This is a genomic window from Phytohabitans kaempferiae (genome assembly GCF_042433955.1).
GTDB classification, from domain to species: domain Bacteria; phylum Actinomycetota; class Actinomycetes; order Mycobacteriales; family Micromonosporaceae; genus Phytohabitans; species Phytohabitans kaempferiae.
Genome location: NZ_JBHLUH010000102.1, coordinates 1 through 16,811, shown reverse-complemented (window position 1 = coordinate 16,811; position 16,811 = coordinate 1). Strand labels below are relative to the sequence as shown.

The 16,811-nt window shown below is 69.7% G+C and carries 3 protein-coding genes; 2 read left to right on the top strand and 1 reads right to left on the bottom strand.

Annotation, left to right across the window (positions count from 1 at the left end):
- Nucleotides 1-314: 314 nt before the first annotated feature.
- Nucleotides 315-1,247 (bottom strand): DUF2332 family protein, encoded by a 933-nt coding sequence (locus ACFFIA_RS41590; RefSeq protein ID WP_377262536.1) that lies wholly within the window; start codon nt 1,245-1,247, stop codon nt 315-317.
- 312 nt (nt 1,248-1,559) lie between these two features.
- Here ACFFIA_RS41590 and ACFFIA_RS41585 point away from each other — a divergent pair, with 312 nt between their 5' ends.
- Nucleotides 1,560-4,142: a hypothetical protein gene (locus ACFFIA_RS41585; RefSeq protein WP_377262534.1), complete on the top strand. Its 2,583-nt coding sequence runs from the start codon at nt 1,560-1,562 to the stop codon at nt 4,140-4,142.
- A 257-nt stretch (nt 4,143-4,399) separates the two neighbouring features.
- On the top strand, nt 4,400-16,811 hold a 12,412-nt coding region (locus tag ACFFIA_RS41580; RefSeq protein ID WP_377262532.1), incomplete at its 3' end, for a WXG100-like domain-containing protein.

The following is a 16,811-nucleotide window of genomic DNA, read 5'->3' as shown; positions in this document are numbered from 1 at the left end:
GGCCTGCACGCGACCCAGTGGCGAAAGACCCCCTTCCGGGGCGTACTCGGACGCCGGCACCTGTTCGCCATGGCGGACGAGGTACAGCCGTGTGCGAGCCATTGCCCACCAACCTCCCGGTCCTTTGTCCGTCAACGGGAACGGTAAATCACGGGAGCATCGATGATCCGGACCGACGACAAGCCCTGCGCCTTCCCGCGCGCCGACCGACTGCCACAAAGCATGACGGACGCCCGGTGCACGGTCGTGCCGATAAGCGTGCGCTGGATTAAGGCGAGTACGGTTCGACCAGCAAAGCCTCGATCTTCGAGTCGTCATGCGAACCATGCCATTGCCTGCCCGTGACCGCGGGTCCAGGCCAGCGGTGTGCCGTCGAGCGAGAGCACGTTGTGCAACGCCTCGTCCGGCGCCGGCGGCAATCCCTCATAGGAAAGGACCTGCGGGGCCTCAACAGCGATCCAGTGTCCGGGCAGCCCGCGCACCAGGTCGACGAACAGCCCGCGCCGCACGGCCGGTACCTGATACAGCACCGAGGTGTGGAACACGACCAGCGTCGCATCTGGCGGCGCCTGAGCCGCCAGGCCCGGCAGGTCGTCCACGAGATCACCACGGGTCAGCGCCGGTGGATCCGCCGCGGCGATAGCGGCCGCGGCGCGCAGTCGCTCCCGGCGGTGGTGTTCCGGCCAGATCAACGCCTCCAGCCAGGCCACATCAGCCGGGTCGGTCACATCGAGCGGATTCAGATCCAAACCGGCCCGCCACACCACCTCCGGTAGCCGTGCCGGCGGTGCCGTTCCGGTCAGCACACAGTCCAGAACAGGTCCACTTGATCCGATCACGCGATCGTCGTATCGGTAGACGTACCGATCGGGGTACAGCCCGAGCCCCGCAGCCGCACCGACCTCCAGCAACGCCAACGGCTGCGGAAGCGCGGCCAGCACCGGCAGCAAGAGCGCACACCGCCCAGCCTCGTGGGTCTGCGTGGCCCGGGCCCGAAGTTCGGCCGCGACAGCCGACCAGTTCGACACCGTGAAGTCATGAAAGGCAACCGGATCATCCAACGGACCACCGAGCAGACGCACTACACCCAGCAGCAGACTCGGCTGCCGTTTCGACTCCGGCACCGTCTGCAGCAGCGTCAGGATCTCCTCGTCGTCGCAGATCGCCAACGACAACCGCCTGTACATCGGCGACACGCCCCGAGCCTCACGCCTGGCGAAATCGGCGTACATCGACGCGTCGTTCACCGCGCGATAATCGCACAGCCCTGCGCGGATCTGCCGCCGCCAGCTCGTTGCACCTAATTAGTGCATGCCTCCCAACACAACACCCCAGGTCACAGCCCCGCCAACCACGGAATCAGCCGATCGTGGCCCAAGTCCGGAGTGCCCGACGCCGGACCGCCACCCGTCTGACCGCCCACGGAGGCAGCTTCCGGCAAGGGTTATCCCGCAGAGATGTACCGTCCATCCAGGGTCGTGGCCGCCGTCGGCGGCCCGTACGCCAGCCTGTCGCCTGCAAGGGTGCGCAGATCGGGTCTCGGGAAATTTGGAGGTCAGGTGCGGATGGCGCTGCCGTGGTCGTCCAGGCGGCGACGGCCGCCCGACGGCGCAGCGGGGCCTTCACCCGGACTTTTTCGGCAGTGGTACGGGCGAGTCGCTGTCATGTCGCATACCGAGGATCCACCAGCGCTGCTGTGGCGCCTGCTACGGGATGCCGCCGTCGTCCCGTGCCGGGAGGCGCTGGTCCTGATCACCAGCCGGGCGTTGGCGGACCCCACCTGTGGCGCGGCGCTGCGCGGTGTGGTCGAGTACGCCGCCAAGGTGCTGGCCGTCTCCCGAGTGTGGGTGTCCGCCGACGGTCTCGGCCACCCGGACGACGTCCACGCGGCCTGGCTGCTGCAGCTGGCGACCCGGACCGGGGTCGAGCTGTTGGTCCCGGACGGACCGGTCCACGTCACCTCGGACGGCACCCGTTACGTCGCAGCCGGCACCGGTGCCTCAGGCTGGCGATCGTTCCAGTCCGGCACCGGCCATCGCATCGTCGCCCACCGATACCCGACTCCTTCGTGGGAGCCGGCGTTGCCGGACCGTCCGGTGCGAATGCCCGGCCTCGTCGCCGACCCGATCCCGGCCGGAGTGCTGCTGCGGACCAATACCGTGGCCTCGGTCGACCGCTCGGACCCGGCCTACGACCTGCCGGTCGATCGACGGGGGCCAACCCTGGTTCTCCGGCACGTCGGCGAGCCGCCGGTGGAGCCGGCGTACCTCGCCGCGCTGTTCACCAAGCTGCGGACCCGGACCCTGGTCCGCATCGAGATCGGTCTGCTCGATCCGGCCTGGGGTCAGCCCCGGGTGCAGTGGCTGGACCGGTTGGTGGCGGCGCTCGACAGCGGTCAGCGCAGCGTCGGCCCGGAGCCGGCGAAGCGGAGCCGGCCGGTCGGGGCAGCGCCGGCACTGCTGCGCAGCGGATGGGTCCGGGCCGGCGAACGGCTATACCATCATGCGGCCGAGCGGCAGCTGCTGGCAGAGGTCACCGCGGCCGGCGTCCTGCTGCGCACCGCCGGTGACCACCGCTGGGCCGACCTGGCCTTCATCGACCCGGCCGACGGGACACTGCGGCTCGACATCGCGGCCTCCGAGCCGTTGGTAGCGGCGCTGTGCCGGGCCGTAGCGGCGGCCCCGGCCGGGCTCAACCTGGACCTCGATCTCGACCACCAGGCGACCGCGAGGCTGGCGGCGGTGCTCGATAACCGGCAGATTGCGGCGTTCGCCGTGGAGACGACCGACCTGGGGTACGCCGGTCAGGTCGCCGCTGCGGCCGGGCAGCCCGCTGCCGGGAGAGAATTGCCGACCGTACCGCTCCCACCGCGGGTGTCGTCGCCTGCGGTGTTGGCGCCGCCGGTGACCGCTGCCGATACGCACACCGTCGCGCCTGCCCAGGCGACATCGGCTACTGCGACGGCTGCGGCTGCTGCTGCGGCGGATACGACGGTTGTGGCGGCTGCGACAGCGACAGCGGCTGCGCCTGCGCCGCCTGCGCCGCGGGTGGCTGCGCCTGCGACGCCGGTCGACATGGAGCCGGCCGCAACGAGCCGCAGAGACAAGCCGGCGGTCCAGCCGTTGCTCGTCCATCCACCCGTGATCACCAGCTCGGGACCACCGGAAATTGAGCCATCCAGCCATGACAGCGCCGACGATGCCTTGCCTTCCACCGTGGACGAATCGCCACCAGCGGCGATCACGCTCCCGCCGACCTCGGTTGGGGAGCCGGCCCTGGCGGAAGGGAGCTCCGTGGTCGCAACCGACCGCTATGCGCAGGCCTTCGGGTCGCCGGCGCCGGATCGCGACAGCACGCCGCAGGAGCAGCGCCATTTCACCGCTGGCCTCGGTCCCGCGTACACGCATTCGATCACCACGGTGAACGCGGCGCTCGCCGCGTGGCCTGCGTTGCGTCACGACACCTCGGTCAGGGCGAAGACCGACCTGGTCGCGGTACGGGTGTACTTCGGCCGGTCGGAACTGGGCGCGGCGCACCTCAACGCCAGGCTGCGCGCCGGCCAGCAGCCGGACCTGGCCGGCTACCTGCCGTGCCTGGTGTCCGGCCTGCGCCGGCTGCCGCCCTGCCGGCGGGCGATGCTCTGCCAGGGCCGGCTTGAGGTGCCGGCGCGACAGCTCTACTCGGAGGGGGCGACGCTGGTCGAGCCGGGCTTTCGTAGCGTGAGTGGTGCCGGTCTGGCAGCCGAGGGTGCCGACGTCGACTACCTGGTCTGGTCCCGGACCGCCCGGCAGGCGGGCGCGCTGGCCGAGCGGCAGGAGTTGGACGAGGCGGTCTTCCTGGCCGGTTCCCGCTTCAAAGTCCTCGCCGTGCGGGACGGCAGCCCGTCGGCGGCCGAAGGCGTCCGGATCCCCAAGACTGCCGTGCTGCTGCGAGAGGTGCTGCCGGGCGAGCCCGACACGTCGGGTCTGGGTGCGGCGGACCAAACCGCGCTTGGTCGGCTCGAACGGGTCCTGCGCCGGCGGTGGTCCACGGAACCTCAGGCGTTGACTGACGGGGGGGCGATCGACCGGTTGGCCGGTCCGCCGCTCGGGTTCGTGGAGCGGGACGGGGAGAGTGCCTTACCCAGCGGCGTAACCTCCTGACCGGTCCCGCTTCCGGGGGAAATCCCTGTACCGGCCGGGTCGCCCGCCCGGGCGGCGGCCGCGCCCTGCGCATCGGCGGCATGCTGGCCGTGTAGTTCGGCATGGTCAGGGGGTGGCGAGCGATGGCACGGGGCGAACTGGGCCACCCAGGAGCCGGTGCCGGCTGCCCAGGACGCGGCCGGGTCCGACAACAGGGGGCCGTGCAACCAGAGGAATCCGGCGGCGCCGACCGCGCGGGATCGTGCGGATAACTGCCCGTGGACACCCCGATCCCCACGTGGCTCAACTACATCCTGGAGTTCTTCGTCGGTCAACGCTGGCCGATCGGCAGCGAGAGCGGTATGCGGGCTCACTCCAGTGAATGGGAGAACCTGCGTGATGTCCTGGACTCCGCCCGCGAGAAGGTCGTCCAGCAACGCTCCCAGATTCCGGATGTGCTCTCCGGCGAGTTCGCTGACGGCGTCGACGAGTCGCTCAAGAATGTCATCCAGAACATCGACAACCTGCGTAGCACCGCAGAGGACATGCGCAAGGACCTGAAGAACGGCGCAGCTGATCTTCAGGAAGCCAAGATCATGATCGTCGTACAGTTGGCCCTGCTCGCCATCCAACTGGCCTGGCTGATCGCCTCGCTCTTCGGTGCGCTTGCCATCCCCGCTGTCATCGCAGGGTTCCGGGCCATCATCACCGCCATTCTCCGGCAGATCTTCGTCGAGGTCGCACAGGAGTTGGCGCAGGAACCACTGCTGATGCTGATCATTCAGGCGGTTCAGGACCACCGGGACTACCGGGAGGGCATCAACTGGGAGGCGATCCGCCAGGCGGCGATCCAGACGGTCATCCAGGCCAGCGCCGCCGGTCTGACCAACTTCGGCGCCAGCTCGCTGATCGGCGCGGCGGCGCGGCGGCTCACCCACGTCGACCGGAAGCTGCCCGACGGCACCCTGTTCATCAAGGACAACTGGGCCTTCCGGAGCGGGGCGATCTTCACCAAGGGCGCCGCCCAGGCCGCGGTGGCGATCCCGGCGGAGATGGCCGGCCAGGCGGCGGTCGGCGCGCCGATCGAGGCGCGGTGGGGCACGGCCACCAGCGCCTTCGTCAGCGGTCTGCACGAGTCCAACGCGGCGACCCCGACCCAGGCACTGGAGTCGGTGAACCTGCCGTCGGCCACCGGTTGGGACAACGCCTTCCGGCCGCTGCCCGACGACGGTACGCCAACCGACGGCGAGAACACGCCGGACACCACCGACGACAAGCTGCCGTCGCGGGACACGGACTCGCCGTCCGACGAGGACGACGCGAAGGCGATCGGCGACGCGGACAGCGTGATCAGCAACGACACGACCGTGATCGGCGACGACGACAGTGTCATGGGCGATGACGATCGGGACACCAGCAGTTGGGTCGGGGACCTCTCCGAGCAACGGCTGCTCGGCGACGACGCGGCGAGCATCTGGTCCGACGACGACTCCCGTGACTGGGCGACCGACGACGAGGACGACCGGATTCTCGACTACGCGTCGGGCAACCTCCTGCCTGGCAACGGAGCGGTGCCTGGCCTGATCGGACTCGGATTGGGGCTTCAGACTCACCAGCAGGTGGGCGGCGGGCAGCACGCCCGAAGCACCGACGGCCAGGGTACGTCTGGCGGCGCCACCAGCGCGACGGGCCAGGGCGGCCGTGCCCAGGCCGGCAACGGCGAGACGCAGCTGCCGAACTCGACCGTGGGTGTGGGCAGCGGCGGCGATGGCGCGTTGCCCGGCTCAGCGGTGACCGAATCAGTCGGTGACGTTGCGCAGGGTGCCACCGTTGCGCAGGCAAGCGGTGGTGCGGGTGCCGTCGACACGGTTGGTGCGCAGGCCGGCGGTGGTGCGGGTGCTGTTGGGGCGGTTGGTGGACAGGCCGGTGCTGAGGGGACTAGGGGGGATGGTGCCGAGGGGACCCGGGGAACCGGTGAACAGCAGGACGTGCGTACCGCTGACCTGACAAGGCCGACGACGGGCACCGGTACTGTGGCGGGCGTCGACGGCGCGGCGAATGGTGTCCCGGCGACCGAATCGGTCGGGGACAACACATCCCGGACCAGCGAAGGCCGGACCGGCGGCGAAGGCCGGCCGTCGGAACAGGTTGGCGGGCACGCCGGGTCTCCGTCCGGAGCGCCGAGCGGCTCCGACACGCCCTCGTCGAAAGCCAACGGCGACGGCGTCGACCGCGACCGGGACGCGGTAGCCGACGGTAGCCGACGGGCCGCCTCGTCGACGGCACCCGGGATCGGCGGCGTCGAGGGCGGTCCGGTCGTACGGGACGGGCTCACCCAGGACGTACGGGCCGATTCGGAGACCCCGGATCTGACCGACCACCGGCAGGCGGGCCGGGAGGGGGTGGTCACCCGCGACACTTCCGACAACGCCAGGCTGGGACAGCAGGTCGGCGGATCGAGCGGTGGGGTGACGGCTGGGCAGAGCTCCGACTCCAGCCAGCGGTCCGGCGACGGTTCCGGGCGTGGCGAGTCGGCCCAGCGCGGCGGCGAGAACACCAGCAACCGTCAGTCGGAGACCCAGTTGCGTGCCGGGGAGGGCAACCGGGGCGCCGATGGGGGCCGCGCCAGCGATGGGGCTCGGGATGAGGGGAGCCGTACGGCGGATCCCGCGCGGGCCGCGACAGCGAGCCGTGGCGCCGCCGCCGATTCGCTGCCGGTTACCTCCTCGGCCCACGAGGGACCGTCCCAGGACAGCTCGACGCGGACGATCACGAGCGAGTCGACCACCGTGCCAACGACCAATGATGACCCCGTGGACGCGGGTGAGCCGGTGGCCGGGGAGCGGACAGCCGAGCAGTTTGCGGACACATCCGGCGGGCCGCCGCCCACTGTCTCCATCGACGGCGGTCAGCAACAGTTGGTCCAGGACAACGGCGGGCAAGGCGTTCCGTTCGATCCGGTACGCGATTCGCATGGCGCACCCGTTCCCGCCGCCCCGGCCGGTAGCGTGGCGGGAGCCAACAGCGCCAACCCGGCAGGGGACAGCGCTGGCCAGAACACCACGGGCCGCGGCACGCAGAACGTCCAGCTGGATTCGCGGGCACCAGCGTCGTCGGATGCCTCCACGCCCCGGGTGACCACAGCCCCGCCGGCTTCCACGAGTTCGCCGGCTACGGCAGCGCCGCCGGCTTCTACGAGTTCGCCGGTCAGCCAGAGTTCGCCGGCTGACGACAGCGGCCTGAGCCGACAGCCCAAGAGCTTGACGGACTTCCTGACCTCACAAGACGGCATCGAGACCGAGGACGCGTCGGTAGCCGACCCCATATCGGTCGAGACCAGGGATGGTGCGGCCGAGGTCGGAGACGGCGCGGTCACCAGTCGGTCTACCGGGCCGGACCAGCGGGTGCCCGTCGCAGAGCAGCCGCGGCAACCCACCGCTGAGGTTCCGGCGAACACGCCCGAACGGACCGCCAAGGAGTCAGCCCGCCAGCCTGGTGATTCTGCAACCGGGCGGCCGGCGGCTCCGGCGACGGAGAGCACGAACCCGCTGCGGCCGACCGAGACCCGCGGCGATCCGATCCGAGACGGGGTGGCCCGGGCCGACCGCCCTCGTACGGTCCAGGACGACGACGCGGTCGTCGTCGTACCGGTGCCGCCGATCGTGACCGGACTGCCGGGTGGCCCGGACACCGCGCTGCGCTCCACCGGCAGGGGCGAGGAGACGGCGCCGGGCTTCACCGAGCCGGAGAGCGCCGCGGATCCGACGACCGGCGACCATTCCCGATCGGATTCGGGCTCCCGGTCCGCCGTCGACCGCGCGAACGAGTTGTTCGGCGTGGCGGATCGGGCGATGCGGTTGCTGTCCAGGTCGCATCTGCCGGGTCTGATCGGAGCGGCTGTCGAGGGCTCCGGCGACAACCGGGTGCTGAGCGTGCGTACGGATCGGGGTAGCGAGGCGCTCGGCACCGACACCGGTCACATTCCGCTGCGCCTGATGGACCAGTTGCCGTCGGGGACCCCGGACGGCTCGGTGTTGTCGTTGCGCGACGGCGCGGACGGCGCGGAGTTGACGGTTCTCCGCAACGCGGACGACGACTCGCTGGCCGCCCAACTCTCCGGAGCGGTCGCGGCCTGGATGCAACGCCGGCCCGGTCCAGACGGGCTGCGGCGGGACGGCGTCGACCGAGCGGCGGCGATCGAAGGCATCAGGTGGGAGCTGCGGATCATGCAGCTGCGGCCGTACCGGCGGGCCGACCACCTGGGCCGGGCCGGCTGGCTGATCCGGCCGGACGGCAAGGTGGCGGCGTCGACGCTGGTCAACGGCTCGTCGCGGGACGCGGCGGCCGCCCGGCTGGAGACGCTGCTCGCCGCCAACGAGAGCGTGCTCGGCGACGCGACCGAGCGGTTGACGGCCGCGGTGCTGCTCCGCGACGAGGTGCGGCAGACCGCGCCAACGGCGCTGCCAGGCATCCCCGGCCACGGCGACGGTCCGGTGACGACGGTCCGTCCACCGTCCGCGCCGCCCATGGCGCTGACTGCGGGCGGTGTGGTTGGTGCCGGTCCGGTGGACCGTGCGGGGTGGGTGCCGGTGGGATCCCGGGTGAATGTGGACAGGTTTCTGTCACGCCATCCCGACCTGGCCGTCGATCGGGTTAATCCTGAGCGTTCCTACACGAACTGTGTTTTCGCATCTATTGTGGCGGCTCTGGCCTGGCGATTCGGCCGGATGGGAATTGGCGGACGGTTCGTGGCGCCCGCCTCGGTGGCGACCGAGGTCGAGACGCTGGCGTGGTTCGCGGGCAAAGGGCTGCGGGACGTCGAGGGGATCGAGGCGGTCGAGGCGGCGATGGCGGACGCGTCGGTTGGCGCGTCGGGGATTGTGGTGGTCAACGGGGCCGACAGTGCGGTGGCACACGCGTTCAACGTGTTCCGCGACGACGACGGTGGGGTGGTGTTCTGGGACGGTCAGGTCGGCGGGCAGGCGTCGGCGCCGCCCGAGGTGTCGCGGGTCCGGTTTGTCGTCACCGACGGGGTGGTGCCGGACCCGGTGTCGCCGCAGATATCCCCGCCGCGGCTTTCGGCAGTCGGCGATGGCCAGGATCTCGCTGCCGGTCCGAGGACCGAGACTGACGCCGCCCGGTCGACACCACCGGCCGTGACGCCGACGGCGCTCGCGGGAACCCTCAGACAACAGCAGGAGACGGTCGCCGCCCGGGAACAGGACTGGCGGGCAGCGGTCGCTCGGCAGCGCGACGGGGAGAACCGGATCGCGCTGGAGCGGCGGGCCGCCGAGGAGCGGGCCAGCCTTCGCCAGGAGGCGCGGAGGACGGCGGAGCAGGTCGCGCAGGAGACGGACAAGCTCCGCGCCGCCGAGCGAACCACCGCGAAGGTCGAGGCCGGCGAGCGGTCGAACCGTCGAGCCACGCTACAGGCCGAAGCCGAACAGCGGGAGACCGAGCGTCGCCAGGCGGAGCAGGCGAGGCAGGCCGAGCAGGTCCTGCTGAAGACGGTCTATGAGCAGACCCGGCAGCGGGCGGCGGAGCGCGAGGCGGAGCGAGTGGCGGAGGCGGCGCAGGAGGCGCGGCGTCAGCGGGACGAGCAGCGCGAGGCGCAGCGTGAGCTGGCGGACCGTGATTCCGCCCAGGCGGATGCCCAGCAGCAACGTGAGCAGGCCCGGCAGGAGGCAGCGCGGCAGGAGCAGGCCCGCGCGGCCGAGCGGAACGCCGAGCGGGCAGCGGCGGCGAGTGTGGCGCAACGCCACCGAGAGCAGCAGGCGCACGACGAGTCGCTGCTCGCCGATGCGGAGAAGCGCTGGGAGACCTTCGTCGAGACGGCGCAGCAGGCCGAAGAGGCCCGTTCGCTGGCGGAGCGGGAAGCCAGTCCCGAGATCAGCAGACTCGACGCGGCCGACGAGAGGGCGCGGCAGGCCGAAGAGGCCCGCATGCTGGCGGAGCGGCATGAGATCAACAGCAGGCGGGATCAGGAGGCTGCCTGGCGCGCCGAAGAGGTCCATGACACCGTCCAGGGACAGGCGCGCGAGCGGGAAGGGACACAGCTGGCTGACGATGTCGCGCGGACCCAGGGGCTGCTCGACGACGCCAGGTCGGCTGTCACGGAAACGGAGGCGTTACTGGCGGCGGCGGAGGCAGAAGCGAGCATTGGCAACTCGACCTTCGCCAGCACCGCCGGCCCCGCGACGCCGTGGTACTTCGCCGACGGTGCGCTCGGCGAGCTCACCATCGCCGAGGTGCGGCCCATGGGCGACGTCACGCTGTCGGAGACGCTCAACCAGTTGAAGGTGGACCTGCGGACTCCGCGGGAGAGCCGAACAAGCGACATCGAGATGGGTCGCCGGCAGCCGCCGGCCGACCTGGACCTGGGCACCGAGCAGCAGGCGCGGCGCATTCGAGACCGGGTGTCGAGGGAGATCAGCGACCTGCTGAGCAGTCCGAAGCGGGACAAGTCGACCTCCGAGTCGGAAGCGGCGGACCAGAATCGCGACCGGTGGGAGAGAGCTCTCTTCGACGGTCTCACGTTCAGCGCGGGCGACCGGTTGATCTGGATCCGCCCCGTGCCGCATCGGCCGCGACCGGCGCCCCCCGAGAGGTCCGACGGCCCTCGAAAGTACGGCGTCTCGTTCGGCTCGACCGGTATCGGCCAAGAACGCTCGATCTCGCAACAGGTGAGCTTCGACGGCGGCCCGGAGGGAACCTTCGTGATCTCGACCGAGCACGCGTCCCGGCTGATGGTGGGCCTGCCGACCTTCACCGCCTCCGTAGGTCAGGAGCTGAACTCATCCACCTCGGACACGGTCCTCTCCGGCCGGAAGCTCTTCGTGTCGGATTCCACCAAGTTCAACAGCGGGGTGGAGTTCCAGGTGTTCGTCAACGGAGTCAGATGGGGGCAGACGTCGACCACCGGACCCGGCTTCCTGGACATCTCGCTACCCAGCGCCTACGCGCGTTCGGCGCCGGTCTCGCCGCAGTCGGCGCCGCCGGATCGCACGATCGAGGACTGGCGGTCGAGGCCAGTTTCGCAGGCCCGGGAAACGTTGAATGCGATCGGCATGACGCCGCTGGTGACGGGCTTGCACCGGGCGCTGTCGAAGGAGCTGTCGGCCGATGTCGCCGCTGCCGTCGCCGAGCAGTCGCAGCGGTACCTGCTGAATGAACGCACGATGCGAAACCGTGGCCGGTGGGCACTGACCAATGGCGACCAGACCGGCCGGATCCGGGAGGGCTCCGGACCGGGGGGGTTCGACGGCCACGTGGCGGTCGCGCTGGGGATTCGGGAACTGAGACTGATGGACATCGCCGACGGTGTCACCATCCGGGAGGACCTGGGTGTGGTTCGGAGCTCCAGTTCCCAGGTGTCCATGGAGGCCAACGTCGGCGTTGGCACGACGCCAAGCATTCTCCGGATCACCCACCTCGGCGACGAGCCCGGCGACGAGGAGACGGGAAACGTCACCCGAACCACCGGTGCGGTCAAGTTCGGCGGTGGCGTGGCCAGGGAGACCGAACGCTCGCTGGACATCAGAGAAACGACCGGAAATCACACGGTACTCACCTATCAGATTGACCAGGCGCGCTACCGGGCCGTGCTCGGAATGAACGTGGAGATCCACAACGGGAAACAGGTGACGAAGTTTAACGGGGATCTCGTCTCGGAGCTTGGCGTATCCAAGAAGGAGGCGAACCAGTTCGAACGCGCACTGTACGGAAAGCCCTTCAGCGGAGACTTCAACCGAGCCGCGACCGGGCGCCCGCCGGCGAAGATCGAGCCACCCAAGGTCAAGGCCGACGCGAAGACGCCGGCGACTGGTGTGAAGACCCCCGCTGCGGCGGAGACGCAACGAGCCCCGAAACCAGCCACCCCGGAGGAGATCCGAAGGGTGTTGCCGGAAACTGTGGACGGCGCGCCGCAGGCACGGAAGTCGTACGTGCCGAGGTCCGGTTCCGGGCGGGAGCCGATGGCGTTGGCGATGCGACGAGGACGCGGCCTCGGCGTCGCGGCGCACCAACCCGGATCGGAGCGGGTGGCTGAGCTCATCCGGTTGGTGCTCGCCGAGCGGACCGGGGTGGCAGATCTGGATGCCGCGGCGAGCCGCCGGATCGCGTTGAAAACTGGCAGAGCGACGATGGAGGCGGACCCGACCCGATTCCAGGCCGGCCGTAAGTTCACCGTCACCGTCGGCTCCCGCAGGTTCGAGGTAATGGTCACCTCGCACCAGCTGGAACTGTTGGACACCGACATAGAGCAGTTGTCGGTGAACGAACGCGCGGTCAAGGGCGACAAGATCTCAGGTAGCCAGTCCGGCGGGTACAGCATCCAGGGACAGGCGGGCGGTTACCCGTCCTTCCTGTTCGGTGATCCAACCATCCATCCGAAAACGCCGGCCACGCCGGACTACCCCGAGACGCACCACCGCGGGTCGCTCGGTGCGCCGCGTGCCGCGCTGACCGGATCAGTGGCCTGGAGCAATGATCAAGGGCTCAGTCAGGAGGTCAAGGAATACAGCCGTACGGAGACCACCGGCAATACGGTCGCCTACCGCTACCGGACTGTTCACGAGGTGTCGATCCGAGAACGCCCCACCGACGGCGATCTGGGTAAGTCCGACACCTGGCTGATCGGTGGCGACCCTGCCGAGGGGGTCACCACGAAGTACAACGTTCCCGTCGAACACGTCCCAACAGGTGAGGCTTCCCGCAGCGCCGACGAGCTCAGGGAAGCGGGGAAGGTCGAGAAGTACACCCGCGACGACCATGAGGCGGCGCAGGCCGAGCCCGAGAGTAGGGCGCAGGCCGAGCCCGAGAGTAAGGCGCAGGCCGAGCCCGAGAGTAAGGCGCAGGCCGAGCCCGAGAGTAAGGGGAAGGGCGTTGCGAGCGGCGCTCCGCCCAAGCGGGATCCGTGGCGGCCGGGCGGCGAGGATTCGCATGTTCCACTCGACGTTGAGGGAACTGCCGGCGTCTATCCCGCGTTTCGGAACATCCCGGAGGTGGCGGCGACGGCGGCACAGCAGTACCAGCAGCTCAACGGCTTCTCGGACGACTGGTTCAAGGACCCGATGAACTGGCCCGACGACATCCTGGAGATGAGCGCCGCCACCGATCTGAACAGCGGCTTCGTGGATGGCGTGACCGACGACGGCTGGATCCAGACCCTGCCCAGGCACGACGGCTACGAGCAGGGCATCAAGATCAGGATCCGCCTGTTCGACGACGGGCTGGAGCACGAGCACAGTGGCGACGGAGCTGTCGAGCTGGAGCACTACCGACAGTCCGCCGTCAGCCACGATTCCAGCGGACAGTGGAGCCTCAGCGGTGGTGGCAAGTTCGGCGTCGGGGGTCAGTACCAGAACTACAACGCGGTCGCTGACCGACCCTACGAGCAGGGCCGAGTCGGTGGCGGTCTGGACGGCGAGTGGGAGACGCAGATCGGCGGTTCGCAGGAGCGGGGACGAGGTGCCACCGACATCACCCGGGCTACCTACAAGGACCTCGTCCACCGCTATCACGGCGCTGCCGTGTTCGAGATCAGCGCCTTCCGTAGGAAGGGCGACAAGCACGAGACCACCTCGCCGGTCTACCTGGACGTCAAGGACGCACTAGACCTCCTGGTCGAGGACCGCGTGGCGGATGACCTTGGACTTTCCCGCCCGGAACATGACCAGCGAGTCGGCTCGCCGAGAACGATCCTGGACCGCCAGTCCCTGCTCGCGGAGGCGCACGCCGAGCGGATGAAGGCCCCAGCCGTCGCGGAGAAGATCCTCCAGCGTCTGCGCGAGCATCGTCTGGTCCCCGCCGACCCGAGCGCACCCAGCCCGCTGGGCCGGGCGGTCATGAAAAGGTTCTCGTCCCGCGGCCTGGCCGCGCAGGTGCTGCTGTCCAGCCGGGGGGTCTACGGCTGGTTCCCGGTTCCTGGTCCGTACACGGGTCGGTATCTGTGGGTCCAGGTGGTCGCCAATGTGGGTCAGGATCCCATCAGCGACCGGCCCCGGGAGAAGGTCAATCTCACCCTCCGCGGCGAGACCAAGAACACCGACTGGAAGGGGTTCAGTTCGGGAACCGAGAAAGAGGCCAAGTTCGACTTTCATGGCCGTGGCGCCTGGTCGGAAACACGTGAACGCGCCGGACTCCAGGGTCACCTGGAGGGCACGTGGTCAAATTCCCACCAGAAAGGAACGCAATCCGAGGAGAAAGACATCTTTCGAGTCTCGCCGAAGGTCTCCCACGAGTTTGACCACGACGTCGACTTCAGGATCTACATGGCTATGTCGTCGAACGTTCCCAACTGGATTCGATACATGGTGGAGTCGGTCCGGGGAGTGATCTTCCAGCTACCGGGGCCGCCGGCGCCGGGGCGGCTCGAAACGAGTCGGTCCGAGGGGCAGGTGGAAGCGGGTCGGTCCGACCGCCAGGTGGAACACGCCCCGCAGTTGTACGACTGGACGGAGCAACATAGCGCCAACGGAGAGGTCAGGCTGCTCGTCCCGCGCTACCTGACCCGCGACGCCGCGGAACCCGCGGCGGAATGGCGCAAGATTCACGAATCCGCTCCCAGCAAGACCGCCGATGTCCCTGCCGAGGGTCAGGCGGTGGTGCCGCCGCCGGAGGACCAGCAGGTGATCCGGTGGGCCGATACCGCACCTGAACCGCCTGAGCTGAACACCCAACTCATCGCCGACCCTCAGCTGCATCCTCGGGACGTCTCTCGGATATCGGACACCTTCCAACGCTGGGCGGGGCTGGTTCACCCTTCGAACTCCGCTGTCATGCGGCAGGCCCTCCGAGGCTGGTCGGGGCTGACCCGGTCTGCTGGTTATCGCCCGAAGCTGGATTCCGTGGAGCTCGATTCCCGGGAGCCCGCACAGATCGATCCGGCCAACGTCGTATCTCAGTTGGTCACGCACTACACGAGCATCACGATGGTGCGCTCCAACATGAAAGCGCTACTGGCCCACAACTACCCTGTCCCGGGGACGGGGATCACCCTCGGAATCAACCTGCGTGGCGGGGAGTACCTGACCCTCGCTGGTCGGCCGGTCGCCAACAAGCAGAAGGCCCGGCGGTACCAGCAGGCGGATGCCGGACCGGTCAGCACGAGCAGCAGATCCCGAGGGTCGGGCTGGGCGGTGGGACCTCAGGGCGGCGGACCGTTCAGGTCTCTCCGATTCATGGGCTACAGCGGCCCGGGCGCCGGTCCGAACTCCGAACGTGGTGCTGACGATTCCGCCGAGCTCGGCGAGGTGGTCGAGCGTAACGTCGAGGGCAATCAGAACCTCTACCGCTACCGCTACCACGCCACCCTGGTCATCAAGGGGCCGAAGGGCAACTTGCTCATCGACCTGGACCAGGCGTTGACCGCGGAACGGGCCACGCCTCCGCCGCCGCCGCCGGGAACCAGGCAGGCGATGGCTACGGACACCGGGGCGAACGTGCCGGCGGTGACCAGCCTGGACCCGACCGAACTGATGCCCGGCGTATGGCCGACCACCGAATCGGTGGACCGGTCGGCAGAGCTACTTCCGGCGCCGGTGCCAGGGCCGAGTGGCCCGGCCGAAGCCGGGCCGTCGGGTGGTGTGGCTGGCGCTGGTCCGGTCGACCGGCGAGGTTGGGTGCTGGTTGGTCCTCGGGTGAATGCGGGCGCGGTGTTGCGGGAGGCGCCGTATCTGGCTGTTGATCGGGTGAATCCGGAGCGGTCGAGCACGAATTGTGTGTTCACGGCGATTGTTGGTGACCTGCTGCGGCGTACGGGTGGTCGGGTGGGGTTTGTGGCGCCGACGTCGGTGGCGACCGAGGTTGAGGTGTTGTCGTGGTATGCCCGTCGGGAGTTGCGGGATGTGGCGGGGTTGGATGCGGTGAAGGCGGCGATGGAGGATTCGGGTACGTCGCGGGATGCGGCGGGGTTTGTGGTGGTGGATGGGGTGGATGGTGGGGTGGCGCATGCGTTTCGGGTGTTTCGGGATGCTGATGGTCGGCCGGTGTTCTGGGATGATCAGATTGGTGGGCAGGCGCGGGCGCCGGCGGAGGTGTCGCGGGTGCGCTTCGTGGCCACTGATGGGGTGGTGGTTGATCCGGCGGCACCCGATCCGGACGCAGCCGTGGTGTCCGGACCCGACGGCGGCCGGCCGGACCTCGCCGGCCAGGGCGGGGACGCCGCCACCGCCCCCCAGACGAGCGCCGCGACGCCGGTCGCTGGCAGGGGCGCCGCGGTCGATGTCGTACGGGAGTTGTACGCCGGCCTCCCCGCCTTCCGCGCGCCAGCTGGCGTCTCGGGGCTCGACCGAAGTCTGGCCGCCGCCGCTTGGCAGGATTCGCCCGGCGCCGTCCGCTGGGTGGTGGCGATGGCCGAGGCACGGGTGCCCGCCGTCGACGTACCAGGGCTCGTTCAGACCACCCCGGTGCGGTCTCAAGAACCTGCGCCGCAGGAATCCGCGCAGGAGATCCCACAGCAGCGCCAGCAGCGGGACGAGGCGGCGGCCCGACGCGCGCGGCTATTGACTGACCTGACCGCATCTACGACCGGCTCCGGTGCGTCAACGGCGGGTGACCAGCGGTCGGGCGTCGGCCCGACCGAGCCACTGCACCGCCAGGTCGAAGCCGAGCCGGGCGTATCCGCTGGGACGAATCCGCGGGTTGTGGGTGTGGTGGATGCGCCGGTGGTTGTGGTGCGGCGGGGGCCGG